Annotated in this window: 26 protein-coding genes; 18 read left to right on the forward strand and 8 right to left on the reverse strand. The window is 49.4% G+C overall.

Annotated features, from left to right (window positions below; translation table 11 throughout):
* Positions 1 to 48: 48 nt before the first annotated feature.
* Positions 49 to 1374, reverse strand: coding sequence for a protoporphyrinogen/coproporphyrinogen oxidase (locus KI362_RS17410; protein WP_301628993.1), 1326 nt, complete (start codon positions 1372 to 1374; stop codon positions 49 to 51).
* Positions 1375 to 1649: 275 nt separating this feature from the next.
* On the opposite strand from KI362_RS17410, the gene KI362_RS17415 reads away from it, so the two are divergent.
* From KI362_RS17415 to KI362_RS17425, 3 genes are all read left to right on the forward strand, one after another.
* Complete coding sequence (locus KI362_RS17415) at positions 1650 to 2072, forward strand: cell wall hydrolase (RefSeq protein ID WP_301628995.1); 423 nt, start codon at positions 1650 to 1652, stop codon at positions 2070 to 2072.
* Positions 2073 to 2168: 96 nt separating this feature from the next.
* Positions 2169 to 2555, forward strand: a complete 387-nt coding sequence (gene gerQ / locus KI362_RS17420) for a spore coat protein GerQ (RefSeq protein WP_301629161.1) — start codon at positions 2169 to 2171, stop codon at positions 2553 to 2555.
* Between the two features lie 1140 nt (positions 2556 to 3695).
* Entirely contained in the window at positions 3696 to 4976 is a 1281-nt protein-coding gene (locus KI362_RS17425) for a hemolysin family protein (protein ID WP_301628997.1), read from the forward strand.
* 70 nt (positions 4977 to 5046) lie between these two features.
* Here KI362_RS17425 and KI362_RS17430 read toward each other — a convergent pair whose 3' ends face one another.
* The 3 genes from KI362_RS17430 to KI362_RS17440 form a co-directional block, all read right to left on the reverse strand.
* Positions 5047 to 5289 carry a hypothetical protein gene (locus KI362_RS17430; RefSeq protein WP_301628999.1) on the reverse strand — a complete coding sequence of 81 codons (243 nt, stop codon included), beginning with the start codon at positions 5287 to 5289 and terminating at the stop codon, positions 5047 to 5049.
* A 117-nt stretch (positions 5290 to 5406) separates the two neighbouring features.
* On the reverse strand, positions 5407 to 6639 hold the full coding sequence (locus KI362_RS17435) for an aminopeptidase (protein ID WP_301629001.1): 1233 nt from the start codon (positions 6637 to 6639) through the stop codon (positions 5407 to 5409).
* Positions 6640 to 6709: 70 nt separating this feature from the next.
* A complete protein-coding gene (locus KI362_RS17440; protein ID WP_301629003.1) occupies positions 6710 to 8065 on the reverse strand; it encodes a TrkH family potassium uptake protein in 1356 nt (451 codons plus the stop codon).
* A gap of 130 nt (positions 8066 to 8195) precedes the next feature.
* On the opposite strand from KI362_RS17440, the gene KI362_RS17445 reads away from it, so the two are divergent.
* From KI362_RS17445 to KI362_RS17500, 12 genes are all read left to right on the forward strand, one after another.
* Positions 8196 to 8462: a hypothetical protein gene (locus tag KI362_RS17445; protein WP_049894877.1), complete on the forward strand. Its 267-nt coding sequence runs from the start codon at positions 8196 to 8198 to the stop codon at positions 8460 to 8462.
* A gap of 43 nt (positions 8463 to 8505) precedes the next feature.
* Positions 8506 to 9585 (forward strand): AI-2E family transporter, encoded by a 1080-nt coding sequence (locus KI362_RS17450; RefSeq protein ID WP_301629007.1) that lies wholly within the window; start codon positions 8506 to 8508, stop codon positions 9583 to 9585.
* A gap of 120 nt (positions 9586 to 9705) precedes the next feature.
* Positions 9706 to 10173 (forward strand): hypothetical protein, encoded by a 468-nt coding sequence (locus KI362_RS17455; RefSeq protein WP_044478688.1) that lies wholly within the window; start codon positions 9706 to 9708, stop codon positions 10171 to 10173.
* A gap of 216 nt (positions 10174 to 10389) precedes the next feature.
* The gene (locus KI362_RS17460) at positions 10390 to 11526 is read left to right on the forward strand and encodes a zinc-dependent alcohol dehydrogenase (RefSeq protein ID WP_301629010.1); all 1137 of its coding nucleotides are present in this window, start codon (positions 10390 to 10392) and stop codon (positions 11524 to 11526) included.
* A 130-nt stretch (positions 11527 to 11656) separates the two neighbouring features.
* Positions 11657 to 12148, forward strand: coding sequence for an isochorismatase family protein (locus tag KI362_RS17465; RefSeq protein WP_044478686.1), 492 nt, complete (start codon positions 11657 to 11659; stop codon positions 12146 to 12148).
* 10 nt (positions 12149 to 12158) lie between these two features.
* Positions 12159 to 12662: a hypothetical protein gene (locus KI362_RS17470; RefSeq protein ID WP_212939631.1), complete on the forward strand. Its 504-nt coding sequence runs from the start codon at positions 12159 to 12161 to the stop codon at positions 12660 to 12662.
* A gap of 56 nt (positions 12663 to 12718) precedes the next feature.
* Positions 12719 to 13504 carry a TIGR00266 family protein gene (locus tag KI362_RS17475; RefSeq protein ID WP_301629013.1) on the forward strand — a complete coding sequence of 262 codons (786 nt, stop codon included), beginning with the start codon at positions 12719 to 12721 and terminating at the stop codon, positions 13502 to 13504.
* An 88-nt stretch (positions 13505 to 13592) separates the two neighbouring features.
* Complete coding sequence (locus KI362_RS17480) at positions 13593 to 14054, forward strand: Rrf2 family transcriptional regulator (protein WP_301629015.1); 462 nt, start codon at positions 13593 to 13595, stop codon at positions 14052 to 14054.
* Between the two features lie 138 nt (positions 14055 to 14192).
* Positions 14193 to 15056, forward strand: coding sequence for a VOC family protein (locus KI362_RS17485; protein WP_301629017.1), 864 nt, complete (start codon positions 14193 to 14195; stop codon positions 15054 to 15056).
* 45 nt (positions 15057 to 15101) lie between these two features.
* The gene (locus KI362_RS17490) at positions 15102 to 15740 is read left to right on the forward strand and encodes an NAD(P)-dependent oxidoreductase (RefSeq protein WP_301629019.1); all 639 of its coding nucleotides are present in this window, start codon (positions 15102 to 15104) and stop codon (positions 15738 to 15740) included.
* A gap of 312 nt (positions 15741 to 16052) precedes the next feature.
* Positions 16053 to 16613: a GNAT family N-acetyltransferase gene (locus KI362_RS17495; protein WP_301629163.1), complete on the forward strand. Its 561-nt coding sequence runs from the start codon at positions 16053 to 16055 to the stop codon at positions 16611 to 16613.
* A 239-nt stretch (positions 16614 to 16852) separates the two neighbouring features.
* Entirely contained in the window at positions 16853 to 18409 is a 1557-nt protein-coding gene (locus tag KI362_RS17500) for an ABC-F family ATP-binding cassette domain-containing protein (protein WP_301629021.1), read from the forward strand.
* An 82-nt stretch (positions 18410 to 18491) separates the two neighbouring features.
* On the opposite strand, the gene KI362_RS17505 is transcribed toward KI362_RS17500, so the two are convergent.
* From KI362_RS17505 to KI362_RS17515, 3 genes are all read right to left on the reverse strand, one after another.
* Positions 18492 to 19526: a copper resistance D family protein gene (locus KI362_RS17505; RefSeq protein ID WP_301629023.1), complete on the reverse strand. Its 1035-nt coding sequence runs from the start codon at positions 19524 to 19526 to the stop codon at positions 18492 to 18494.
* Positions 19523 to 20161: a copper resistance CopC family protein gene (locus KI362_RS17510; RefSeq protein WP_301629025.1), complete on the reverse strand. Its 639-nt coding sequence runs from the start codon at positions 20159 to 20161 to the stop codon at positions 19523 to 19525. Before KI362_RS17510 ends, KI362_RS17505 begins: the two co-directional genes overlap by 4 nt.
* 104 nt (positions 20162 to 20265) lie before the next feature.
* Complete coding sequence (locus KI362_RS17515) at positions 20266 to 20907, reverse strand: cell wall hydrolase (RefSeq protein WP_301629027.1); 642 nt, start codon at positions 20905 to 20907, stop codon at positions 20266 to 20268.
* Between the two features lie 240 nt (positions 20908 to 21147).
* Here KI362_RS17515 and KI362_RS17520 point away from each other — a divergent pair, with 240 nt between their 5' ends.
* Genes KI362_RS17520 through KI362_RS17530 form a run of 3 tightly spaced genes read left to right on the forward strand, consistent with a single transcriptional unit; the run spans position 21148 to position 24205 of the window.
* On the forward strand, positions 21148 to 22158 hold the full coding sequence (locus tag KI362_RS17520; RefSeq protein WP_301629028.1) for a Gfo/Idh/MocA family protein: 1011 nt from the start codon (positions 21148 to 21150) through the stop codon (positions 22156 to 22158).
* Positions 22155 to 23102: a helix-turn-helix domain-containing protein gene (locus KI362_RS17525; protein WP_044478673.1), complete on the forward strand. Its 948-nt coding sequence runs from the start codon at positions 22155 to 22157 to the stop codon at positions 23100 to 23102. Before KI362_RS17520 ends, KI362_RS17525 begins: the two co-directional genes overlap by 4 nt.
* Before the next feature lie 17 nt (positions 23103 to 23119).
* Positions 23120 to 24205, forward strand: coding sequence for a Gfo/Idh/MocA family protein (locus KI362_RS17530; RefSeq protein ID WP_044478671.1), 1086 nt, complete (start codon positions 23120 to 23122; stop codon positions 24203 to 24205).
* 117 nt (positions 24206 to 24322) lie between these two features.
* Here the strand turns inward: KI362_RS17530 and KI362_RS17535 are convergent, their stop codons facing one another.
* Positions 24323 to 25636, reverse strand: a complete 1314-nt coding sequence (locus tag KI362_RS17535) for a transcriptional regulator (protein WP_301629034.1) — start codon at positions 25634 to 25636, stop codon at positions 24323 to 24325.
* Positions 25637 to 25744 lie beyond the last annotated feature (108 nt).

Consider the following 25744-nt stretch of genomic DNA (forward strand, 5'->3'; position numbering starts at 1 on the left):
ATCAAGAGCTGTTCCGAGGGAACAGCTCTTTTTGTGTGCATTCATTTTCTATTGAGCAACCGCATGCAGCTGTAATCTCTCGGCGAGGATCCGCTGCGCAGCCGCTCGCCCGCTTGAGAAGGAGCGTTCGGCCAACTCGCCCTTACCTTCACAGCCGTCACCGCAGAAGAAGAGCGGCGTACCGGGAAGCTGTACAGGAAGGAGTTGATTGGAATGAATGTTCTTAATGCTGGATACCATGGCCTTCTTCGATACTCTCTTCACTTCAGCTTGTTCCCGCCAGCCCGGGTAATGCGTATCGAACAACGCCTCCATCTGCTGCAGTCTTTCATCCAGATAGCGCTTCTTTTGCTCTTCGTCCTCAAAGGTATCATTCAAATAAGCGATGCCCTGCAGCAGTTGGCCGCCGGCTGGAGCCACCGTGTGATCGGTAGCCGATACATCACTGATAAAGACTTTATGATCCATATCGCTGATATAGTGGAAGGGGCGGGCCACGACATGATTGAAGCCGACGTCGTATACGAGAACCTCTGTACAGCTGTTGGCATTATAGGCGGCAAGCTTATCCGCCCACGGCGTAGAGTCCAGCAGCTTCCCCGCTTGTTGAATAGGCATTGCCAAAATAACTTGATCAAAGATCAGCTCTTCCCGAGTCTTGGTCTTTAATCTGAACTGTCCATCTACATAATCGATAGCTTCGACAGCTTCCTTCACCGCAATGTCCCATCTGCGATTATTGCGAATCTTGTCGGCCAATTGATTTGTAATGGTGGACCAGCTGCCAATGATGTAATTGACCGGCCGATTGGAGAGAAATAAATTATGGTAATATTCTGCGATGACCTCGCCGGAAACTTGGCGGGCATCCTCCGGAGTAATGAAGAAGTTGGAGCAGACGAGATGCTCCCAAAGCTCCTTCACATCTTCCGAGGAATGTGCCTGATCGAGATATTCTCCGAGCGTGGCATAGTTTTTCAGATGATGCACATTTCCGATTACCGCCGCAACCTCGGCAACAAATCTCAGTTTTTCTTTTACCGTAAGCACATCGGTCTTCATAATGTTCACGAAATCAAGCGGGGCAGGGGTGAGCACGCCATTCTTGGCATAGACAACCTTCCGCTTGTCAACCTGCTTGCTGTCAAAGTGAAGCTGAAGCTCCTGTTCCATCATTTGCAAGGTGTGTCTGTCGAACCCATACACAGCATGAGCGCCAAAGTTCAAGGTGAATCCGGATTTCTCATAAGTAAATGCCCGTCCGCCAAGCTGCGGACTTCGTTCAAATACGGTTCCTTCCGTCTCCGGGTTTTTGGATAAGTATGCCGCTGCAGTCAACCCGGCCAGACCGCCGCCAATAATTGCGATTTTCATGTGAGAACCTCCTAAAAGGTTATTGAAAACAAATTGGATCGTGCACATGGTAAAGAACGCAAAGGGACACCAAGCTTTAACAATCTTAGTATATGCTATTCATGTAAGCGCGTCCATAGAAATAGACACTAAATATTCAAATTTGCAATCGCATTCACGATCTATTTAATGATTACCCCTTGACAAGCCTGAAATAACTTTTTGTAGATGCACCTCCTTGGGCTATCGCACATAAAATACATCACTGGAGAAGAAGGGAAGGAGGGAATAGAAACTTGGCTGTAATTCAAACGAACTCAGAAGATGTTAAGCTGTTAGCCCGATTGATCCGGGCCGAGGCGGAAGGAGAAGGGCTTGAGGGCATGCTGATGGTCGGTAATGTCGGCGTAAACCGGATCCTGGGCAATTGCCTGGATTTCCGGGACATCCGTAGCATGAGAGATATGGTCTTCCAATCACCGGGCGGATTCGAAGCCACCCAGAAGGGATACTTTTATCAAGGCGCGAGGGAGCGCGACATCGCTCTGGCCAGAAGAGTTATTAACGGAGAAAAGATCCGCCCGGCTTCTAATGCCTTATGGTTCTTCAGACCGGCAGGAGACTGCCCGTCTACATGGTACAATCAGCAAAATACCGGACGCTTTAAAGCCCACTGCTTCTTCGCTCCTACTGCGGAGGATTGTCCGCAGGTCTACTAATTCAAGTAAATAGAAGGAGGATTTATCCACATGTTCAATTCAACGTTTCAGCAAGGGGCATTCGGACAAGGAGGCGCGGGATTCCGTCCCTACCCGATGATGAACGGACCTATGCCTTATGCCGCCCAGCAGACCCAGACCATGCCGCCTAGCGTACCAAGCGGGAGTCCAATGACGTCTTCTGGAACTGTAGTACCGGTACAAATTCCTGCCTATGAACAATCGTACATCGAGAATATTTTAAGGCTGAATTTGGGCAAAGTCGGCACATTTTATATGACCTACGAGAACAATTCGGAATGGAATGCAAAAATATTCAAGGGTGTGCTTGAAGCGGCAGGTAGAGACCATATTATTATTAGCGATCCTACAACCGGTGTACGGACTATTCTGTTGATGGTGAATCTGAATTTTGCGACCTTTGACCAGCCGCTTGTCTATCAATATCCGGGAACCATTGGCAACATTCCTACGACAAGATAGGATAGACGGCGAGAGCTCGGCAGTATAGGATAAAACCGTTTAAAGATTGATTTTGCGTGCCTGGGGCAACGTGTGAAGGGTGCTTACGATCGCTGTTGTTCGCGGATTTCTCTGATTGAAATAGTAGGGTAGAAATCTGCTCACAAAGGCGACCACTCCGTTTCTACAGCAACCTTCACACTTATACCCTTATTACGCAGTCTTCTTAGTTCGGCTTTATCGTGCCGAATGCACTATAGTAGCTCATACAAGGCTCTCTGTGCGATGGCAGAGCACTTGAATTCATCGGCATGTACATACAAGCTCGTCACATCTGGCATATAAGCAAACCAGATGACGCTGATGTATTGCAGGCTATACTGAAGCGTGCCGCATGAGCTCCAACTCCAGCAATAACTGCTTTTCGACACTTGATTCGTCGCATGAACTCCCACTCCAACAATTTAATTGCTTTCGGCGCTTGTTCGGCCACATGAGTTCTACATGTGAAGCGAAGCGCAACCCAAGCGCGCGGTCATTATACAGTGTGAAAAGCTATCGCGCGAGTTGCTATGCAAGCAGCTTTGCCAAGGCTTGCGCGAAGTGTCCATACAAGCTACATAGCGGTAGGCTTGCGAGCAATACCTCCTTGTAACCGCAGGCGGCAAGCTTATTGCAGAGCAGCAAATTGCATTGCATCTTGCAGCACTGCATGTTGCATTGCTGCAGTTTGCGGCACAGCCATGTGCAAACTGCATTATAGTTAAACTCCTAAGGCGAAGTGGCAAGGGCATAAGTGTGAAGTGTGCTGAAGAAGCGTCAGCGTTCGCCTTTGTGAGCGGATTTCTTCCCTTGTCAGAACTTAGTACAATCAGAGTAATCCGCGAACAACAGCGATCGTAGGCACACTTCACATGTTGGCCCAGTTAACTCGCCCTCCGAACGGATTATTTTTGACCGAAAGCCTGGCTATCTGTCATAGACCAAAGTTTGACTGTGTAGTGTATAATAATATAATTAATTATAAATATTCATATTACGGAGCTGAGCCTGTGCTGTTCACTCTATACCGCGAAGGAGGTGCTCCTATTCTCCGAATTTACGGCGGGAATAGGAAACAAATTGACTGACCCTTTACCGAGTCTTTTTTCATTAGGATTAATGCTGCTATTGGTGCTGCTGAATGGTTTCTTTGTCTCTGCGGAGTTCGCCATCGTCAAGATCAGAAGCAGCCGAATGGATGCCTTAATCGAAGAAGGACGCAAAAGTGCCGTCATTGCTAAAAATCTGCTTCAACATCTGGACGGATACTTATCTGCCTGTCAGCTGGGAATTACGCTTTGCTCACTTGGTTTGGGATGGCTCGGAGAGCCATTGGTAGCGGGGCTGCTGGACCCGGTGTTTGAGGCTGCCGGATTGACTGACCGTGCTGCCCATGTAACTTCACTCGCTATATCCTTTATCCTGATCGCAGTTCTACATATCGTGCTTGGAGAATTAGCTCCAAAGTCTTTCGCCGTCCGAAAATACGAGAAAATAACCTTGTTGTGGGCGAGACCAATGCTTGTATTTTACCGGATCATGTATCCCGTCGTTTGGCTATTGAACCGCTTGTCTTCCGGGCTGCTTCGGTTGGTGGGCATCACACCGCAGGAAGGACAGAATCATCTGCATACTGAGGAAGAAATCCGGGTGATGATGAAGGAAAGCTCGGAGAGCGGACTAATTGACAGTACCGAAATGTCACTGGTCGACAACATCTTTGAATTCAAAGTTACCACCGCAAGAGAAATCATGATTCCCCGCACGGAAATGATATGTCTTTATACGCAAAATTCACTGGAAGAAAACCTGACGATCGCTCTGGACGGGACACGCACGAGATATCCCGTGTGTGATGTTGATAAGGATCATATTATCGGATTCATTCATATCAAGGATCTCATCCGCTCGAGTACACAGGATTACCGTGACCTGGTCAGACCGATCATGGCGGTGCCAGAATCGACTCAAATCAGTGAACTGATGAAGCGAATGCAGCGTGGAAAGACGCAGATTGCCATCCTGATCGATGAATATGGCGGCACCTCGGGAATGGTGACCCTGGAGGACATCGTCGAAGAGATCGTAGGAGAGATTCAGGATGAATTTGATGAAGAACGTCCTGGCATCGAGCAGGTGAGCGAGGATGAATTTTCTATTGACGGGCTGATGCTAATCGAATCGGTCAATGACCGTTTCGGCTTCGAGCTGGATTGTGAGGATTACGATACCATTGGCGGCTGGCTATATTCGCGAATCGAGGTATTGCCTCCAACTGTCGGCCAATTCGTGGAATCGGAAGGACATCTGTTCAGTGTAGAAGAAATTGATCATAAACGAATCTCACGCGTCAAGCTGCTCAAACGGCAATTCGTTTCGATTGAGGAAGCTGGCGCCTAAGAAAATAGAAGGCTGCTTTGTCCGCAGAATTGCGGAACGAAGCAGCCTTTCTTGTTCATGCCATTAATGATCAGGACGGATCTTCTTCGTCCGGCAGCATTGATTCATAATTTCCAGTGTTATGGCGTGCCGCCATGGCAGGTGAATCGGAATTGCCGAAGCGCTCCACTGTACGCCAAGCGCCTGCATCGTCAAATCGTCCGCTATGCTGCCAGCCGATCTCATCCGGACGGGCAGGCGGGGGAGTAATGAGGTCTTCCTCCAGCAGGGCATGCTCCAGCGTGCGCAATTGTGAATCGCTAAGATGAGTCATGCTCATTCCTCCTTTGCAGACATGTTACCCGTTCACGCACGCAGCAAATCACCCTGCCGGAATTCATCCGGCAGGGTGATGGAGGTTCAACGTATATGGACCGGGCTGAACAATCTGTTAGAACGCCCAATTTCCCTTAGCAAATACAGGCTCTTCCGTTCCGTCAGCAGTGACGCCGTAGATGTCCATTTCCGCGGAGCCGACCATAAAGTCTTCATGCGCGAAGCTTGCGTTCAGGCCATGCTCGTTCAATTCCTCGCGGGTCATCGATTTGCCGCCTTCCAGGTTGAAGGCATAAGCATTTCCGATCGCCAGATGGTTCGAGGCATTTTCATCAAACAAGGTATTATAGAACAAAATGCCCGATTGGGAAATTGGCGAACCATGAGGAACCAGGGCAACCTCGCCAAGATAATGGGAGCCTTCATCCAGTTCAACCAGCTGCTTCAGCGTTGCTTCTCCTACCTTGGCGGAATAGTCAACAATCCGTCCGTCCTTGAAGGTCAGCTGGAACTCGTCGATAATATTGCCGTTATAGCTAAGCGGCTTCGTGCTGGACACAGTTCCGTTTACACCGGTCTTCAGCGGAGCGGTGAACACTTCCTCGGTCGGAAGATTGGCCAGGAAGGTGTTGCCTTGTGCGTTCAGGCTTTCGGCAGCAACCCACAGATGTCCTTTTGGAAGCTCGATCGTAAGATCCGTACCCGGAGCTATGTAATGAAGCTTCTTATACTTTTTGCTATTGAGATATTCTGATTTTTGCGTGAGGTTGGCGATATGCTCTTTCCAGGCAGCAACCGGATCAGGCTGATCGATACGCACGGTCTTGAAGATCGCTTCCCACAGGGCGTTGACTTGCTCATTCTCCGGAAGCTCAGGGAACACCTTGGCTGCCCAGCTCTTGGAAGGTACTGCCACGATGGACCAGCTGAATTTGTCCGCCATTTGCAGCTCGCGGTATTTGCTCATCGCCTTGCCGTAGGTCTTCTGGTGATTCGTAATCCGCTGCGGATCAATACCTGTCAACAAATCCGGGTCGGAAGAGATGACATGAAGTACGGCAGCGCCATTCTCAACATATTCAAGCATTTCGCCTGCGTACCATTTCGGATCATCAAGGAAAGACTCATCAGCAGCCTTCTCATAACGGAGACGCGTTACGGTATCATCCGTCCAGTTCACCTTAACGGATCTTGCTCCGGCTTCATACGCTTGCTTCACGATCAGGCGCACCAGCTCGGCTGAATCAACTGTTGCAACCACGATCAGATTTTGACCGGGTTGGACATTTACACCGATTCGGACTGCCAGATCGGCGTATTTTTGCAGCTTGTCTTGAAAATTGGACATGGGTTCGTCTCCTCCACAACTAATGGAATAGTTTCTTACTATCATACTACGATTCAGAAGCTTGTTCCAATTAACCGATGGTTATTTTCCCCTCCGGATACCTGTACAGCTCCTTTTCGGATTTTGGCGTGATCGCATATGCCAGTGTAACAGGTCCGATACGGCCTAGAAACATAACGATGCAAAGGATCACCTTGCTGATATCCGTTAGACGCGGGGTCAAGTCCAGACTCATTCCGGCGGTCGCGAAGGCTGACGTCGTCTCGAACAGCAGCGGCAAGAATTCGCGATCCTCCAGTGTAGAGAGGACCATTCCCGTTAAGACAACAAGGATCAAGGCCAGCCAGGTCTGGGTAATGGCCCGCATGATGGATTCCTTGGACAGTCTTCTCCGGAAAAATACAATATCCTCACGCCCTCGCAGCATAGCGTACATGGCCCCGAGCAGCACTGCGAAAACCGTAATCTTGATCCCGCCCCCGGTTGATCCGGGCGCTGCGCCGATAAACATTAAGATAATCAGCAAGAATTGGGTTGAATACTCCATTTCCGCAACGCTCAAAGTTGTGACCCCTCCGGATCTGGAGCTGATGGAATGGAAGAACGAGCTCATGAGCTTGTCGCCGAAGCTTTCGGATTGCAGGGTAGCCGGATTACTCATTTCCAGCAACAGGATCAGCAAAGCGCCTGCAACAACCAGAATGCCGGACATGCTAAGGACGACCTTGGAGTGCAAGGTCAGCTTTCGGGTATGGCGATAGTGCAGCAGGTCTGAAATCACAATAAAGCCAATCCCGCCGAGAAAGATCAGCACCATGACAACGATATTGACATAGGGATCGCCTGCATATTCAGCCAGGCCGCTGAATTTCCCGTGGACTGAGCCGAACAGATCGAAGCCCGCATTATTAAAGATAGAAATGCTGTGGAACAACCCGAAATAGAGTGCCTGTCCAAGCGGCATATCGACCGCCCAGCGAGCAGCGAGCAGAAGGGCTCCGATGACCTCGATAACAAGCGAATACTGAATCACCCGGCGAAGCAGGGTCATGAGATTCTCCATTGAGTTATGGTTCATTGCCTCCTGCAGCACCAGCCGGTCCCGGAGCGAGATGCGGCGGTTGAAGGCGAGCGCGATCAAGGTACCGATGACCATGAAGCCCAGCCCGCCGATTTGGACCAGGAGCAGCAGTACAACCTGCCCGAAGAGGGAAAAATGAGTGCCGGTGTCCACGACAGCAAGACCTGTGACACAGGTCGCGGAGGTAGCCATAAACAGGGCATCGATCAAGCCCATCGGCTTGCCGTCAGCAGACGCGGGGCCGAGCGACAGCAAGAAGGTGCCCAGAATAATGATGATGCCGAAGCCGTAAGATAATACTTTCGCCGGAGTCAGCGCACCGGACTTTGGGATGGTTTTAGCCAAAGAAGATTCACCTCATACATGTTGTTGCTATATACGCAAAAAATGATACGATAATATCACCCATTATAGTGGAACTTGACTGTAGAAGAAATCAATTTCCTACAAAACCGCAGAAAGGGAGTTTGCGCCGATGAAATTTAATATTGTGGAAGCCTCCATGCATAAAGATTCCGAAGGAGCATTTTTGGGTAAAACCGTCTTTGAGGTTGAAGGACACAAAGCGGCCTACGAGATCACCTTCTTCAGCAAGAGGGGGAAGGAGTGGGACTACAGCCTTCATTATGCCCATGAATCCGGATTAGAGGCGCAATTTATGGAGGTCGATGCCGCACTCGAAGAGGATGATGACTGGTTTGATGCGCTGCTGGATGCAGCCCAGGCCGCGCTCGGAGCGTAGCGGGACAATACATAGGAAATTGTGAAGGGGGAGGCTGCCTATGATGGATAAGCCTTTTTACAGAAGAGCCCTTGGCACCATAATGATTCTCACCATCATTTATTTGATTCACAAAGTGAAATTCATTTTCAATCCGCTGGAGACACTGGTACAAATTCTGATTGTGCCATTCACGATCTCAGGATTTCTATACTATTTGCTAAGGCCGATCGTTCAGTTCCTTGAGGCTAGAAAGCTGAATCGGATGCTGTCGATCCTGCTGATTTATCTTCTGTTTGCCGGCTTGGTCGCGTTGTTCCTGATTCTGGTCTGGCCGCCTCTCCAGAAGCAGATCATCGACTTTGGCAACAATATTCCGAAGCTGGTCACGAGCCTGGAAGCGCAGTTCAATGCGATTCGGGACAATCGATTGATGTCCATGCTGCAAACCGAGAACACGCAGTTGATGGAAAAGGTAACCGAGTACGTCAATCAAGGCCTAAAGGAAGCAAGCGGATATGTATCTCATGTGGTCACCTTCCTGAATGATTTCTTCATTGTGGTGGGTACGGTACCGATCATGCTTTATTACATGCTGAAGGAAGACCAACGCGTCAGACCGGCGCTGTTGCGGACGGTTCCCAAGACATACCGCAGTGAAGCTCAATCCGTGCTTAGCGAAATTGACGGCATGCTAAAGGGATTTATCGCAGGGAGAATGATCAGCGCCATCGTGCTCGCCATCATGAGCTTTGTCGGATTTTGGATCATCGGACTTCCGTATCCGCTTCTGCTTGCTATCGTGGGAGCCTTATTCAGCTTCATTCCTTATTTCGGGGCTTTGCTGGGAGCAATCCCTTGCGTTATCGTGGCCTTTACGGTATCACCGACCATGGTGATCGGGGTGATTATCATTGTCGTAGCAGCCCAGCAGATCGAAGGCAATCTAGTTTCGCCTTACATTTATGGAAAGACAATTAATATTCATCCTCTGACTACGATCATTCTGCTCTTGATTGCAGGTGATTTTGCAGGGATTCTCGGCATGATCCTGGCGATTCCGACCTATATGGTCGCAAAAATTGTGATCGTGAAAATCTACCGGATTTATATGGATTCGAAAACAGAAGAGCTCAGCCTATAGTCCTAAAACTTTTCCGCAACCTCTTTTTGGGTGAGGAAAATCATATCACCAGTTCCACTCCTTGCGAGATGATTAATCTAATAAATTGGTTAATCAAAAATGCTCGGGGGATGATAGGAAATGGCAGTCACCGCCAAAAACGGAAAGTATTTTTACGCTTGGAGTAAAATACTGCCCGACGGATCGTTTTACCTGCCGGATCAGGCCCTGCAGGAATACGGAATTCGAACGAATTCCAATGTGATTCTGATGTCCGGGCGCAATACGGCAAAAGGGTTTAGCGTTGTATGCAAGGAACTGATTGATAATTCTCCCCTCGCGAAGGTTTTTGCAGCCGTTCCGGAAATTCAGAATTTCCAGGTGCCTCCCGGCCATATCACCAGTTTTAAAGAGCGTGTGTTTTGCTGGACGCATCTGGCCTCAGATCATTACATCCGTCTGCCACTGCCTACCTGGGAGCAATTCGGCGTTCAGCCCGGGGATCGATTGTTGAGCTTGCGAGCAACGCATCTTGCCTTTAACAATCTTGCCGAAGGGCCATACATCGAATTGGCCAAGCAAGTTCGGGGAATGACGGTATACGAATAGTCATGTCATTTCCAGCCAAAAGCACTTTGTCTCCTTTCTAGGGGACAAGGTGCTTTTTTGTTCTTGTATTTCTATATAGGTTGAGTTGAAGTGGCTGCGTTGAAGAAACATAATGCCCGCGTACAATCAGTAGCTCAACGTATAAAGATTCCGTGTAATTCATGTTAAATAGGAAAGCCTGATAAAGAAGCCATAAAGACGAAGGGAGCACATTGGATGAAGGCGTTAACCTATCAAGGAAAGAGAGCTGTTCGGGTGAAGGAGGTACCGGATGCCAAGCTGGAGAAAAAGGATGATATTCTCATTCGGGTGACTTCAACGGCGATTTGCGGATCCGATCTGCACATTTATAATGGGGAAGTTCCCGGTATGTACGATGATTATGTGATCGGTCACGAGCCGATGGGAATTGTGACTGATGTCGGTCCCGCCGTAGAGGGAATCAAGAAGGGAGACCGCGTCATCATTCCGTTCAACGTGGCGTGCGGGGAGTGCTTCTTCTGCAAAAACCAACTGGAAAGCCAGTGCGACCAGGCCAACCCTGAACGGGATACAGGGGGCTACTTCGGGTATTCAACGAGGTATGGTGATTATGCCGGAGGACAGGCCGAGCTGCTTAGAGTTCCGTTCGGCAATTTCGTTCCCTTTGTAGTTCCTGAACAGGCGGAGATCGAGGATGAGAAGCTGCTGTTCCTCTCCGACGTTATTCCGACTGCCTATTGGAGCGTTATAAATGGAGGAGTAAAGCCCGGAGATACGGTCATTATTTTGGGCTGCGGCCCCGTCGGCCTGATGGTGCAGAAATTCGCCTGGCAGAAAGGCGCGAAGCGAGTGATTGCCGTAGACCATCTGGATTATCGGCTTGCTCACGCGAAAGCTACAAACAAGGCGGAAATTTTAAATTTTGAGGAATTTGATGATTTTGAAGCGCATCTGAAGGAGATCACCCGCGGCGGTGCCGACGTAGTCATTGACTGTGTCGGGCTGGATGCCAAGAAATCCGTGGCCGAGAAGGTGGAGACCGCATTGATGCTGCAAGGCGGATCTCTTCAAGCCTTTAATACAGCAGCGCAGGTCGTGCGTAAAGGCGGGACCATCCAGGTAACCGGTGTCTACGGGTTGAAATACAATATGTTCCCGTTCGGAGATTTATTTGAGCGTAATGTTAATATCCGGACTGGACAGGCGCCTATTATTCATCTCATCCCTGAGCTTTACCGGCAAATCGTATCCGGCAAGCTCGATCCCACCGACATTATCACGCATCGGCTCTCGCTGGATGAGGCTGAGGATGCTTACAGCATGTTCAATGATAAGAAGGACGGTTGTATCAAGGTAGTCCTGAAGCCATAAGCAGCCTTGGCAGCTCCGCCCTGATCCGCGGGGCTGCCCGCTTGGTTTGCAGGTTCCCATGTCCTTCCGGAAACGTGTATAATAGAAGCAACTTCATAGAAAATCCATTTATTTGAAAGGAGGTTGGTATATGAATCCGGCGTTATTAATCATTGATTTGCAGGAAGGACATATTCCTGGCCCAAGGAAACGTGGCGAGGTGGAAGAGGTATGCATGTATATTAATTATGTATCCAGTCTGTTTCGGGATGCAGGCAAGCCTATTGTGGTCATTCAAGACATTGAGGTTGAAGGTGGAATTGACTCGGAGGATTTCGCAGTTATTCCTGAAATTGAGCTGACAGGGGGAGAATTAATACTTCACAAGGAATGGTCGAATGCCTTCTGGAAGACAAATCTGGAGGACGTACTTCGGCAGGAGGGCGTTGATTTTGTAATTGTATGCGGCTTCGCGGCCGAGCATTGTGTTACATTCACTTATAACGGAGCCAAGGAACGCGGATTTGGCGCAGCCTATTTGCAAAACGGATTACTTGGCGAGCATCCGAATGCGGTTCAAGCCGTTACCGAGGTTCGCCCGCTCATATCTTATCCTGTTATCGCTTCAATATTGAAGTCTTAAGGAGGGACTTATGTTTGATCCTACGGTATTCGACAATCTGAAGGTTGTGCTTGAAGGGGCCGTTTACGACATGGACTCCGAGGGACAATTGCAAGTGATAGGCCGGACGGACAGAATCGAATTGTCTGCCATGTCGAGGTTCTACGCGATCAAATTCATCTTGCCGGAGCAGAAGGACACTTGGGCAGAGCTCAGATTATGGGCCGATACAGAAGATTTGGCTGGTGAAATTATGGAATTGGGCTCTGTCACGCTGGGATGCCATATGCAGCCTGTATTCTTCAAATATGTTCGAGATCCCGTCGCAGATTGTCCGCGTATTGAACAGCTGGTCACAGAAATCTGGGGGCGGCATGTGGGACAGACCCAACGAATCTCCACCATATACGGCCAAGCTGACGCACTCCCGCTCAACGAAATTTCCGTTCATTTCATGCGCAGATTCGGTGAAGAAGTGATTCAGGACTTACCGCAAATGCTTGAACATATGCTAATTATGTTGAAACAGTTGTGAGAGCTGAGGAGCGCGACTATACTACATAAGATTCATTTATTCGGGGAGGAAATAACGTGTCGGCACATGAGATCGATTACCGTATTATCGGGGAAGAAATGCAATGCGTGGAAATTCAACTGGATCAAAGAGAGAGCGTAGTTGCCGAGGCCGGCAGCTTCATGATGATGGATCAGGATATCCGCATGGAGACGATCTTCGGCGACGGCAGCAATCAGGGCAGCGGCTTGATGGGGAAGCTGATGGGAGCGGGGAAGCGCCTGATTACCGGAGAAGGGCTATTCATGACCGTCTTTACGAATGAAGGCTATCAACGGCAGAGCGTCACCTTTGCTTCACCTTATCCCGGAAAAATCATTCCTATGGATCTTTCCATGCTTGGCGGCAAGATTATCTGTCAAAAGGACTCCTTCCTGTGCGCGGCCAAAGGCGTATCCCTTGGCATCGAATTTCAGCGCCGGTTAGGGACAGGGTTCTTCGGAGGCGAAGGCTTCATTATGCAGAAGCTGGAGGGTGATGGCCTGGCTTTTGTTCATTCCGGCGGGCTGGTGCTGGAGCGGACGCTCGCACCGGGAGAGATGCTGCGCCTGGATACCGGATGTCTCGTTGCCATGACGGCGTCGGTGGATTACAACATCGAGATGGTCAAGGGCGTGAAGACAGCCTTGTTTGGGGGAGAAGGGTTATTCTTCGCCACCTTGCGCGGACCCGGGAAGGTCTGGGTTCAGTCCTTACCATTCAGCCGCCTTGCGGACCGCGTGTTGTCCTCTGCACGGTATGGCCGAGGCAGTAAGGATGAAGGCAGTGTATTAGGCGGTCTTGGCAATTTGTTTGAACGCTGATGTCAGTGAAGAAGTGACAAAGGGAATTGACATTTCCGAGTATTTGTAACTATGATAGTTACATCGAAAAAGGAAAAGAGGGTCAACCATGACGATCAGTTCCCGGTTTGCCGTAGCCATACATGCGCTTTCTTTGCTGGAGTTAAATAAGGATGGAGTAAATACCTCCGATTATATTGCAAGCAGCGTTAACACGAACCCTGTAGTGATCCGCCGGATTCTGGGCATGCTAAATAAAGCGGGTATTGTTCAGGTTCGTCCGGGGGTAGCGGGAACGAGGCTGGCTCGTTCCGCCTCCGAGCTTACACTGCTGGATATTTATCGTGCTGTTGAGGTGGTCGAAGAGGATGCTCTGTTCGCGATTCATGAGAAGCCAAATCCCAATTGTCCGGTTGGCAAGCATATACAGGAATCCATCGAGCCGGTATTTTCCGCTGCTCAGCATGCCATGGAGCAGACCTTGGCGAAGGTGAGTCTGGAGGAGATTGTCGGCAAACTGAATCATGTTGCCTGCGATAATGACCAGCACGCACCGGAGCAGATTAAATAAAGTCCCCGCCAAGGGGGCTTTTTTTGGTCCTTTGAAATTTTGCTTGACAACGCGCTTGATCTGTAACTATACTTGTTACAAGTAGATGTAACCAAAATAGTTACAATTAAAACAGAAGCTCGAAAGGAAGGGCGAAAGATGAACAGGATCCATCCTCGAACTGAAATAGGAGTTGTACAATTAAAAATAAGCAACATGGAGACCTCGCTCCGATTTTATCAAGAAGTGATCGGTCTCAAGCTGGTTCGCCGGGAAGGAGCTATTGCTGAATTGAGTGCCGACGGCGTGCATCCGTTGGTGGTTCTTGAGGAGAATCAACTCTTCCGGAAGCAGCGAAACCGCAGCACCTCAGGCTTATACCATTTTGCGATTCTACTGCCGGATCGCCGGTCGCTTGGCGTAACACTGCGCAATCTGATCCGTCATCAGATTCCGGTCGGTCAAGGCGATCACCTTGTCAGTGAGGCTTTGTATCTTGACGATCCTGACGGCAACGGGATTGAAATTTATGCGGATCGACCAAGGGATACCTGGAAGAGAGACGAACACGGAGGGATCATCATGACCACGGACCCCGTGGATGTCAGCGGCCTCATGGCGATCTCCGAGGGGATTAGCTGGCAGGGCATGCCCGCGGGCACCAAGATCGGGCATATCCATCTCCATGTCGGTGATTTACATATAGCCGAGCATTTCTACTGCGATATCATTGGATTTGACCGAATCACAACTTATGGAGATGCAGCCCTGTTTATTTCCGCAGGCGGATATCATCATCATATTGGTCTCAATACCTGGGCAGGCAAGGGAGCCCCGCCGGCTCCGGAGCAAGCAGCAGGATTAAGATATTATTCCATTCTCATCCCGGAGGAAGCTTCATTGCAGGAAATCCTGAACCGTCTGGAAGCAGAGGGAATAGCATTTGCAAAGCTTGAAGGTCAGCAAGGAGCAGCGCTCAAGGATCCATTCGGCAACGGGATTGAGCTGGTGGTTCTGAAATGAGTAATTCATCCCATTAATTAATTTAAAACCAGGAGGATAAAGAACATGGCAAAGATTGCGGTTATTGGAGCGAACGGAAAGGCTGGAAGTCGTATTTTGGGAGAAGCAAAGCAAAGAGGTCATCAGGTTACTGCGATTGTAAGGGATGCGTCCAAGCTCGCGGAGAAGGACACTGCTTACATTGAAAAGGACATCTTTCAATTAACGACAGCGGATCTTGAAGGCTTTGATGTGGTCGTTAATGCATTCGCAGCCCCGATCGGACAAGAAGAGCAATATGTGGAAGCGGGGAATGTGCTGATTGAGGCGTTGCGGAATAAGCCGGATACTCGTCTGTTCGTTGTCGGCGGAGCAGGAAGCTTGTTCGTGGATGAGGATCAGTCGCTGCGTCTGATGGACACGCCGGAATTCCCGGATTTCGTCTATCCGACGGCATCAAATGCAGGCAAGAATCTGGAGGCGCTGCAAGCTGCGGAAGGACTTAACTGGACCTATCTGAGTCCATCGGCAACCTTTGCGCTTGGGCGACGCACGGGAAGCTATATTTCCGGCAAGGACCATGTGCTTGTCAATTCGGCCGGAGACAGCTATGTGAGCTACGAGGATTATGCGGTTGCCGTCGTTGACGAGATTGAACAGCCTAAGCATATTCGCGAGCGTTTCACGGTGGCGTCAGAACTTTAAATTATCAGTGAGTGTTCAAAAAAGTCAGCTTTTCAGCACCGAGAAGGTTGCGAGAACCTGAAGAAGGAGGAACGGAGTGTAGGCAAAACCTACATGAGCAAAATGCTTCCAAAGGAAGCATGCATCGTAAGCCTCCGCTTGGACTTCGAGGGTGAACGCAAGATTCGATGTCGAATCAACCTCTTGATATACTTCGTGATCAAAAGAGGACTTTTTGAACAACCTCTTTCAGGAAAAACCTTTCTCGATCCCGGCTTTTCGCCTATAATGAAGTTAAATTTGACTTATTCCAGCGCGAAAGGGACGAGCGAGATGGCGGTATTTCCCCAATTAGAGACGGAAAGATTTATTTTGCGCAAATTGACATCGGCTGATGCCGGAGATTTGTTTCATTACTTTTCTAATGATGAAGTGACCCGCTATTATGATTTGGAGAGCTTTGTCGAGCTAAGACAGGCTGAAGAACTTATCTTCGCCTGGAATAGCCGCTATCTGGAGAAGAAGGGGTTCCGCTGGGCGATCACCGTCAAACCCGACAATAAGGTCATCGGAACCTGCGGCTACCATAATTGGTTCAGAGAGCATTTCAAATCGGAGATCGGTTATGAGCTGAATCCTGCTTATTGGGGACAGGGCGTGATGTCCGAGGTGCTGCAAGAGGTCATGCGCTTTGGCTTCGAGGATCTGGGGCTGAACCGTATCGAGGCTTTTATTGATCCGGACAATATCCGTTCAAGATATTTGCTGGAGAAGACCGGTTTTCATGAGGAAGGATATCTGAAGCAGTGCTTCTATGAGAAGGGACAATTCGCCGATGCGGTATTGTTCGCGCTGCTGAAGCAGCAATATGAAGCCAATCAAGAGGAGCAATGATACCTGCCGAATTTTCGGTACAAGATTTGAACGGGCTATTCAGCAATCCGACTCCTGCCAGGAAGAACTGAGGTTCTTTGCGCGGCAGGAGTTTTTGTGTGAATCCTTTCCTTGTTAATTGCGGGTTCAAAAAGTCAGGAGATGACTTTTTAAACATCCTCTGCAAGTGACTTGTTGAATGACCATGATTGCATATATAATATGACGGTATATATCGTAAATAGAAAAGGTGTAGATTCATGAGCATACTAAACGTTGAACGACTCAGTCACGGCTTCGGAGACCGTGCGATTTTTACGGATGTCTCCTTCCGCTTGCTGAAGGGGGAGCATATCGGCCTGATCGGCGCCAATGGAGAAGGGAAATCTACCTTCATGAACATTATCACCGGCAAGCTGCAGCCTGATGAAGGCAAGGTAGAATGGGCGCGGCGTACACGGGTTGGCTATCTGGATCAGCATGCTGTGCTGAGCCAGGGCATGTCGATTCGCGACGTGCTTCGCGGAGCATTTCAATATTTGTTCGATCTGGAAGCGGAAATGAATGACATGTATGGCCGGATGGGGGATGTCACTCCCGAGGAACTGGAGCAATTGCTGGAGGATGTCGGCACGATTCAGGATACGCTGACGAATCAGGATTTCTATCTGATCGATGCGAAGATTGAAGAGACGGCGCGCGGCTTGGGACTTACCGATATCGGTCTGGACAAGGATGTCAATGATCTGAGCGGGGGGCAACGGACCAAGGTGCTCTTGGCCAAGCTGCTGCTGGAGAAGCCGGACATTCTGCTCCTGGACGAGCCTACGAACTATCTGGATGAGCAGCATATTGAATGGCTCAAGCGCTACTTGCAGGAGTATGAGAATGCCTTTATTTTGATTTCCCATGATATTCCGTTCCTCAATAGCGTTATCAACCTGATCTACCACATGGAGAATCAGGAATTGAACCGGTATGTCGGGGACTATGACTATTTCTTGCAGGTGCATGAAGCCAAGAAGCAACAGCTGGAGTCCGCTTATAAGCGCCAGCAGCAGGAGATCGCTGACCTTAAGGATTTCGTGGCCCGGAACAAGGCCAGTGTCGCCACGCGGAATATGGCCATGTCCCGGCAGAAGAAGCTGGACAAGATGGATATTATCGAGCTGGCTAAGGAGAAGCCGAAGCCGCAGTTTCATTTCAAGGATGGAAGAACCTCCGGCAAGCTGATCTTCGAGACGTCAGACCTGGTGATCGGTTATGATTCTCCGCTGTCCCGCCCGCTGAACCTTCGGATGGAGCGCGGACAGAAGATCGCGCTTGTCGGTGCGAACGGCATCGGGAAGACGACCCTGCTGCGCAGTATTCTGGGTCAAATTCCGGCGATTAGCGGGTCTGTTCATTTGGGTGAGCTCCAGGAAATTGGTTATTTCGAGCAAGAGGCCAAAGAAACCAACTATAATACTTGTATTGAAGAGATCTGGAACGAGTTCCCTTCCTTCACACAGTTTGAAGTACGTGCAGCACTGGCTAAATGCGGCCTGACGACCAAGCATATCGAGAGCAAGGTCGCTGTGTTGAGCGGGGGAGAGAAGGCCAAGGTTCGTCTTTGCAAGCTGATTAACCGCGAGACGAATATTCTGGTCCTGGACGAGCCGACGAACCATCTGGACGTGGATGCCAAGGATGAGTTGAAGCGGGCGTTGAAGGCCTACAAGGGCAGCATTCTGTTAATCTCTCACGAACCGGAATTTTACCGGGATGTCGTGACGGAGACCTGGAATTGCGAGTCCTGGACAACCAAAGTATTCTAAGGGTACCTCCTGAACAATAAAAAGGTTCATCCTGCAGCCGATAAGGCTATAAGGATGAACCTTTTATTTTGAATGCCTGGCTTCAGGAGATAAACAACATCACAGCCCGATAGGCCGCAAGCGTAAAGAACAAACTAAGCGGCAGAGCCAGGTACGCATTTTTGTTCCGGCGGTATACAGCCTGCAGTCCAACTAAACATCCTGTGGCCAGGCTCAGATAAAGAAGGGCTGAGGGATGCCCGTGCAAGACTAGACCTGAAGCCGGATCAGGCAGCGACTCTGGAGTGGCTTGCTGGTTCATATATCCGGTGATAATGTAAATGGCCAGCACCAGCACGGCTTCGGCGCGTATCCAGGTGGTCGGCTGATAGGAGTGATTCTGAGACAGCTTTCTTTTGATAAGAAATCCGTTAATGAAGCCGAATAGCAGCAAGGGAATGATCAGCAGATGCTTCAGCAGCAGAGCCTTCCCATAAGAGGAGACGGCTGCCGTTGCAATCTGCGGGATAAGGGCCGCGGACATCAGCCAGCCGGAGCCTATAATCAGAGTCATGGCAACCATCGCCAGAATGTGGAACCATTTCAAAAAACCGGACCAGGATGAAGACGTAGGCTTGAACCAGCCTGCCGCCAACAAGGTTCCGGACCAGATCATGACGGACAGAAAATGGATGAGATGGACGAGAAGGCCTGCCAGTCCATAGTTTGCCGTCATATGGCTGAACCAGTTGACGGAGATTGCTAGGCCAAGACAGAGAATGCAGCACAGCCACCAGCCCCAACCAGCCTCCCGGATGGAGAGGTGCAAAGGCTTGACGCACACCGCTGCCAACATCAAAAGGCAGAATAACAGGGTCCAGCCATAGGCTTTGCCTTCTGCCAGGCTAAAAAGGACATTTCGCAATGATACAGCAAAGCCGGCATTCCCCGCAAAGAACAGTACGATCCTTAATAAAGGAAGAAAGGAGAGCACGCCTATTCCGCAGATGGCTGTGATCACAAGCGGCTTGGGGATTTGTGCGGCGATTTCAGCCTCTCCGGCACGAATGACAGTAAGCCAGCCTATGATGACTGCAAAGCAGAGATAAAGCAGCGGCTCTCCAAGCCAATAGATCATGAACGGCGTCTCCGCAGGACGACAAGTACAACAGCAAGAATGACTGCAATGATCACAATCCCTGCAATAAGCATCGGCATGGAAAGCGATGCACGTTCCTTGACGACAGCTGTGTCAGCTGTTGCTTCATCGTTAGAATTTGTATCCGGATCAACGGCTGTGACGGACTCATCCGCAGCCGCATTGCCGCTGTCATTATTAGCCGACGTGTCGGCATTCGATGAAGTGTCTTCGGCCTCGGCTGGCGCTTCTGTCTGATCCTCAGTCACCGCAGACTCGGGAACATTTACGGAGAAGGAGTAGCTGCCTTCCATCGGATGCCCGTCTTCACCGACGATTTTCCAATCCACTGTATAGGTTCCGTTCTCCAAGTCCCCAGCCAATAACCCGGTCATCCGGGCACCTTCAACCTGAATCTCTTCCAGTTCAATCGTGCCTTGCTCTCCGGTGACCGTAAAGGAGCTTAGCGGAGCGATATCCGTATGAAAGTCCAGCTGAATCTGATCAATCGGCTGCTCGACTTGCTCATCCTTCTCCGGCGAAGAGGAGACCATATGGGTATGGGCAAAAGCAGAATGAGGCGTTACAAGCAGAATAAATACTAATAATACTCCTGCGACGTAAAGTTTTTTCATCGTATCCTCCAGGTTCTAAGTTCTCGCTTCCTATTCTACTTAAATTTCAAATTAAAACCAACTATCCTGAATTTGTTATGTATCCCCGGGCGTGCCCGGAGGAATTAATTTGCAAAGATATGATTGCCGATTTTGACGTTTTGCGTTCTGGACCAGATCCAGCTGCTTGTTGCGGTGTTTGGGTTAAAGTAGTACAACGAGCCTCCTGAAGGGTCCCAGCCGCGAACGGCGTCCTGAGCTGCCAGGTAGGCGGTTCTGTCAGGCGTCAGCCAATATTGACCGTCGTCAATAGCTGTGAAGGCACCGCGCTGAAATACAACCTCCGATATCGTATCGGGAAAATCCGGTGACTGAATCCGATTCATGACAACGGCTCCTACCGCAACCTGACCTGTATAGGACTCGCCGCGGGCTTCGCTGTATATGATTTTCGCCAAAATATCCATTTCATAGAGGTTCAAGGTGTGTTTTCTCAACAAGCTCCAGGTAAGGCTGCCTGCAATTCCGTCCGCGTGGACACCATAAGCCAACTGAAACTTGGCGACTGCCGCTTTGGTCTGCGTCCCATACTGTCCGTCCAGCGATGGGGCATAATAACCGAGCACCTTTAACCGGTATTGCAAATCCCATACATCACCCACGGTATTGCCGTATTGTACGGATGGGGCGGCGTGGACGTTCGAGGTCACGGGCTGCAGCCCCGCGATGACAGCCAATAATATGAAGGTTAGTAATCTGCGCTTCATCATTGGGCATGCCTCCTTTCCTGTTAGCATTATAGAATCAGCTCCAGGGGAGGAACAACCCACACTTATTGGAAATAAACTGGAAAATACCTCCGAGGTAAAATTAACCCTGAATATCCGTGATAGTGTGTCGTGATCTTATATATTGAATTGTCGTATAAATGCACTGTTTAAATGTGTTTGAATATGGTACTTTATCAACAGATGTCAGAATTTCATATAAGCTAGGAGGCCAAGTTTATGAGTATTCGAGTCGGGAAAATCAGCTTTTGGCATGTCCATGCATGGGAATACACGGAGCAAGCGCTGAATCATCCGGATACGGTCGTCGCCGCGGTCTGGGATGAAGATCCGGTCCGTGCTCAAGCGGCAGCTGACAAGCTGGGAGTTCCATTCTATGCTTCGCTGGATGAGATGCTATCAAGTGATGACCTGGACGCAGTCATTGTGGATGCGCCGACCAACCGACACAAAGAGGTGATATTGAAGGCTGCGCAGGCAGGCAAACATATTTTCACGGAAAAAGTAATTGCGCCTACGGTACAGGAAGTTGACGAAATCGTAGCTGCGGTGTCGGAGCGCAAGTTAACGTTTGTTGTATCTCTGCCGCGCTTAAATGCAGGATACACGCTTGCTATTCAGGATATTTTGGACAAGGGCTTGCTCGGAAAGGTCACTTATGCGAGAGTCCGCCTGTCTCACAACGGCGCGCTGGCCAACTGGCTTCCTGAGCATTTCTATAACCGGGAGCAGTGCGGCGGCGGGGCGATGATCGATCTGGGCTGTCATCCGATGTATTTGACTCGCCTTTTCCTTGGAGAAGAGATAACCGGGGTCAGCGCGAACTTTGGCTATGTCACAGGCAAGGAAGTAGAAGATAATGCAGTAGTAACGCTGCAAACGGCATCCGGTGCTGTAGGCGTTGTGGAAGCAGGCTTTGTGAATAGTCATTCTCCATTTACGATCGAGGTTCACGGAACAGAAGGAACCCTGTTGTACGGAACGCCGGAGGATAAGCTTCTGCTCAAGTCGAATCTGGATGAGAACGGCGGAAAGACTTGGCGGGAATACCCGTTGCGCAGCAATCGGGAAAGCGCTTTCGATCAATGGGTAGGACATATTCAAAACGGTACGACCGCCGGCACGAATGTGCAGACGGCCATCGAGCTGACCCGTCTGATGGAAGCGGCCAATCGTTCGGCACAGGAAGGAAGAGTCATTCCTCTCGAAGGCAGCGCACTTCTTCCATGACCGATTTCAGGCATAAAACGTCATTTCCGTATGAGGTGATGTTTGAAAAGCAGGATCTGCTTGAACGGCTGGATATTCAAATTGACTGGGGCTATTACAGAATCAAGGTGCTTAGATTTCATTTGATTTCATTTGACCGAGGCCATGTCATTGATTTTCATAACCATGCGGAGTATGAATTTCACTTTATTCCGCGAGGGAAGGGAATCGTGATTCTGGAGGACCAAACCTTTGCCTTGTCGGAGGGAATGTTCTACCTCACCGGGCCGGGAGTCGTTCATTATCAGGCCGCATCCTCTGAGGAAGCAATGGATGAGTTGTGCCTGCATGTCGATATCGTTCCGATCGAGCGGAATGAATGCGATCCTTGGGAAGCGGCCGAGGCGGAGGAATGCATGGAGAAGCTGCGCAAGCTTCCCCGCAAGCCGGAGCAGGATCGGCACGGGGCCATGGCCTGCTTCCTGGAGGCCTATCAGGTGTGTGACGGGCGATACTCCGGATATTACACCTCGATCCGCCAATTGGTGCTTACCATTCTGATGAAGGCCGTCCGGGCCTATGATGCCGGCGTGATTACGACGGAGGCGCCGATCCGCAATATGACGGCCTATCGCTATCAATATGCGGTGCAGTATATGGAAGCGAACTCCTCCTCCAGCTTAACGCTGGAGAATGTAGCTGAGAAGCTCAATATCAGTGCGCGTCAATTGCAGCGAACCTTTCATCAGATGGATGCACAGAAGCCTTTCAGCAAGCTGCTGGAGGATATCCGGCTAAAGTCGGTCTGTAAAAGGCTGGAGGAAACAGATTTATCGATTGAGCAGATCGCCCAGTCGGAGGGCTTTGCGAATGCTACTTACTTGCATGCCGTTTTCCGCAAGAAGATTGGCATGACACCGGCAGAATATCGCAAGAGCAAGCAATTTAAAGTGGAAACTATATAACCTGGGAGGAATTTAAAATGAGTAAAGTATATCGTATCGGGATTGTTGGCTGCGGCGGGATTGCAAACGGAAAGCATCTGCCAAGCTTGAAGAAGTTGGATAATGTTGAAATCGTAGCTTTTTGCGATATCGTAGTGGAACGCGCTGAGAAGGCTGCACGCGAGTATGGTGCCGAGGGCGCACAGGTATACTCCGATTACCGGGAGCTGCTGAAGGATCAATCTCTCGACATCGTACATGTGCTGACCCCGAATGATTTCCATGCCGAGGTAACGATTGCGGCGCTTGAGGCTGACAAGCACGTCATGTGCGAAAAGCCGATGGCCAAGACCGCTGCGGATGCACGGAGAATGGTTGAAGCTGCCAAGCGTACCGGCAAGAAGCTGACGATTGGCTACAATAACCGTTTCCGTCCGGACAGCCTGCATTTGAAGAAGCTGGTTGAAGAAGGACAACTGGGCGATATTTATTTCGCCAAAGCCCATGCCATTCGCAGAAGAGCCGTGCCAACCTGGGGCGTGTTCCTCGATGAAGAGAAGCAAGGGGGAGGACCGCTCATTGATATCGGTACGCATGCCCTGGATCTGACCTTGTGGATGATGAACAATTACAAGCCGAAGGTGGTTCTCGGAACCAAATATCATGAGCTGTCGCAGCGCGAAAATGCTGCTAACGCTTGGGGTCCATGGGATCCTGCCAAGTTCACGGTAGAGGATTCCGCCTTCGGGATGGTTGTCATGGAAAATGGCGCTACAGTGATGCTGGAATCCAGCTGGGCGCTGAACACGCTTGATGTGCATGAAGCCAAATGCAGCTTGAGCGGAACGGAAGCAGGGGCTGATATGAAGAACGGTCTTCGGATCAACGGAGAAGAGCATGGCCGTCTGTATACGAAGGAAGCCGAGCTTGGCTCTGGCGGGGTTGCCTTCTATGAAGGGAAGGCCGAGAATGATGCGGATACAGAAATGAGAACCTGGATCCGGGCCGTGGATCAAGATCTGGAGCCGGTCGTAACGCCTGAGCAAGCATGTGTTGTCTCGGAGATTCTTGAAGCGATTTATGAATCCGCCAAGACAGGCAAGGCTGTGTATATGAATTCATAATGTTTTCGGCGGGAGCAATTCATTGACTCAAACGCAAAAAAAGGCACGTTTTCAGTTTTGAAAATGTGCCTTTTTTGCATTAATTTAAAGTCGAAATGGCAATCGTAACAATGCGTGTCATTTGCTTAATTTGTGCCCTTCTTTGTCAAGAAACAGCAGTTCGTAGTATTTTTTAGGCCGCCCTTTACTATTGTCCCGTTTTTCAAATACCGTTTGTACGTATTTACTTTCTTCAATTTTGTTAAGGATACGGTTTGCACCTCTGACGGTCATGGACAGGCACTCGGCAACATCCTCAGAGGATAATTTATTTGTTCTCATGATTTCTGCATAGGACATGATTTTTTGCAAGTTGATGTTGTTTATTCCGATCCTTTTGGCTAACGCGATGATTTCCGGATCCCCCTGTTCAGAGAACTGTATAACATTCATGCTCCGCATTGGGCCGATAACCTTCTGTTCCTCGTTTATAAAAAAGCTGCAGCTGTCCGTAAAGGCTTCCGCCTGTCTGTGGGCTTTGGTGGCGTTTACGTTAGCTTGGAAATATTCATGCCCCGAGCCCCATCCGATTTTCACCTTGTCGCTTATGCATCCTTCCAGATACTCCAGCAGGGTGCAGTTATGTGCGTTAGAGGTGATTTTCATGAAATTTCCATAAGTAGTGTATAGTCTGACAAAGCCTTCCGAAATTTGGGCCGTGTCTGCTAGATTCATGCTGTGCAGAAACCTGCCGACAAGGACCTTCAGCTCATGAAGCTGCTCTTCGGATGGCGTCTGCGCTGTGACGGTCGATAAGCATGCAACAACTGCCCTCTGGCTCTTAAGCTTGAGGATGGTAATTTCGTTAATGATCTCTCGGATGGTCTCTTTAACGCTTTCCAAAGTAGGCCGGATTAAGATGTATTTTACTCCGTGCTTTTTAAGTTCTGGAACAAAGTGGCCGAACGCCGTGATGGATAGGTCTATTTTCTGTTCTTCCCACAGAGTGATATGGTTTTCGAGCATGGTTTCCACTCGTTCGAGCAGATCATCACTGTTGATGGGCTTTCCCTCATGGGTCAGGTATTTTTGGAATTCACTGAAAGAATCGATAACATACGCATAATCCACATAGATCCTGGAGATATCAAGCTCAGGCTCTGTAAGCAGCAGCCGGAAAAGTTCCCTATATAGAAGGTTCTCGTTATCCTGCAAAATGTGAATAGGTACTTTTTCATCCAAGCATTCCTTATCAATTGACTCGTAAAGCATCCTGCCACTGATCACAAATCCGTCTACCGAACCTAAGTTTTTGAGATAGAGGTCTTTTGTTTCCCGAAAGTTGCTGATTGTAAGGAACCGGAACTGACATACTGACCGCATTTCTTCTTCAATGGCGCGGAAATAGTCCATATGGGTCTCAGGCGTAATAATACCCAGCTTGATTTTCATGGTAGATTCCTTTCATAAACAGTTCAATCAAAAGAGTTATATCACAATAAATGTGATATATCAATGTTCCAGCAGCCTCTGAAATAATGTTCTTAAAATGTCTTAATT

Source organism: Paenibacillus apis (assembly GCF_018333295.1).
Taxonomy (GTDB): Bacteria; Bacillota; Bacilli; order Paenibacillales; family Paenibacillaceae; genus Fontibacillus; species Fontibacillus antibioticophila.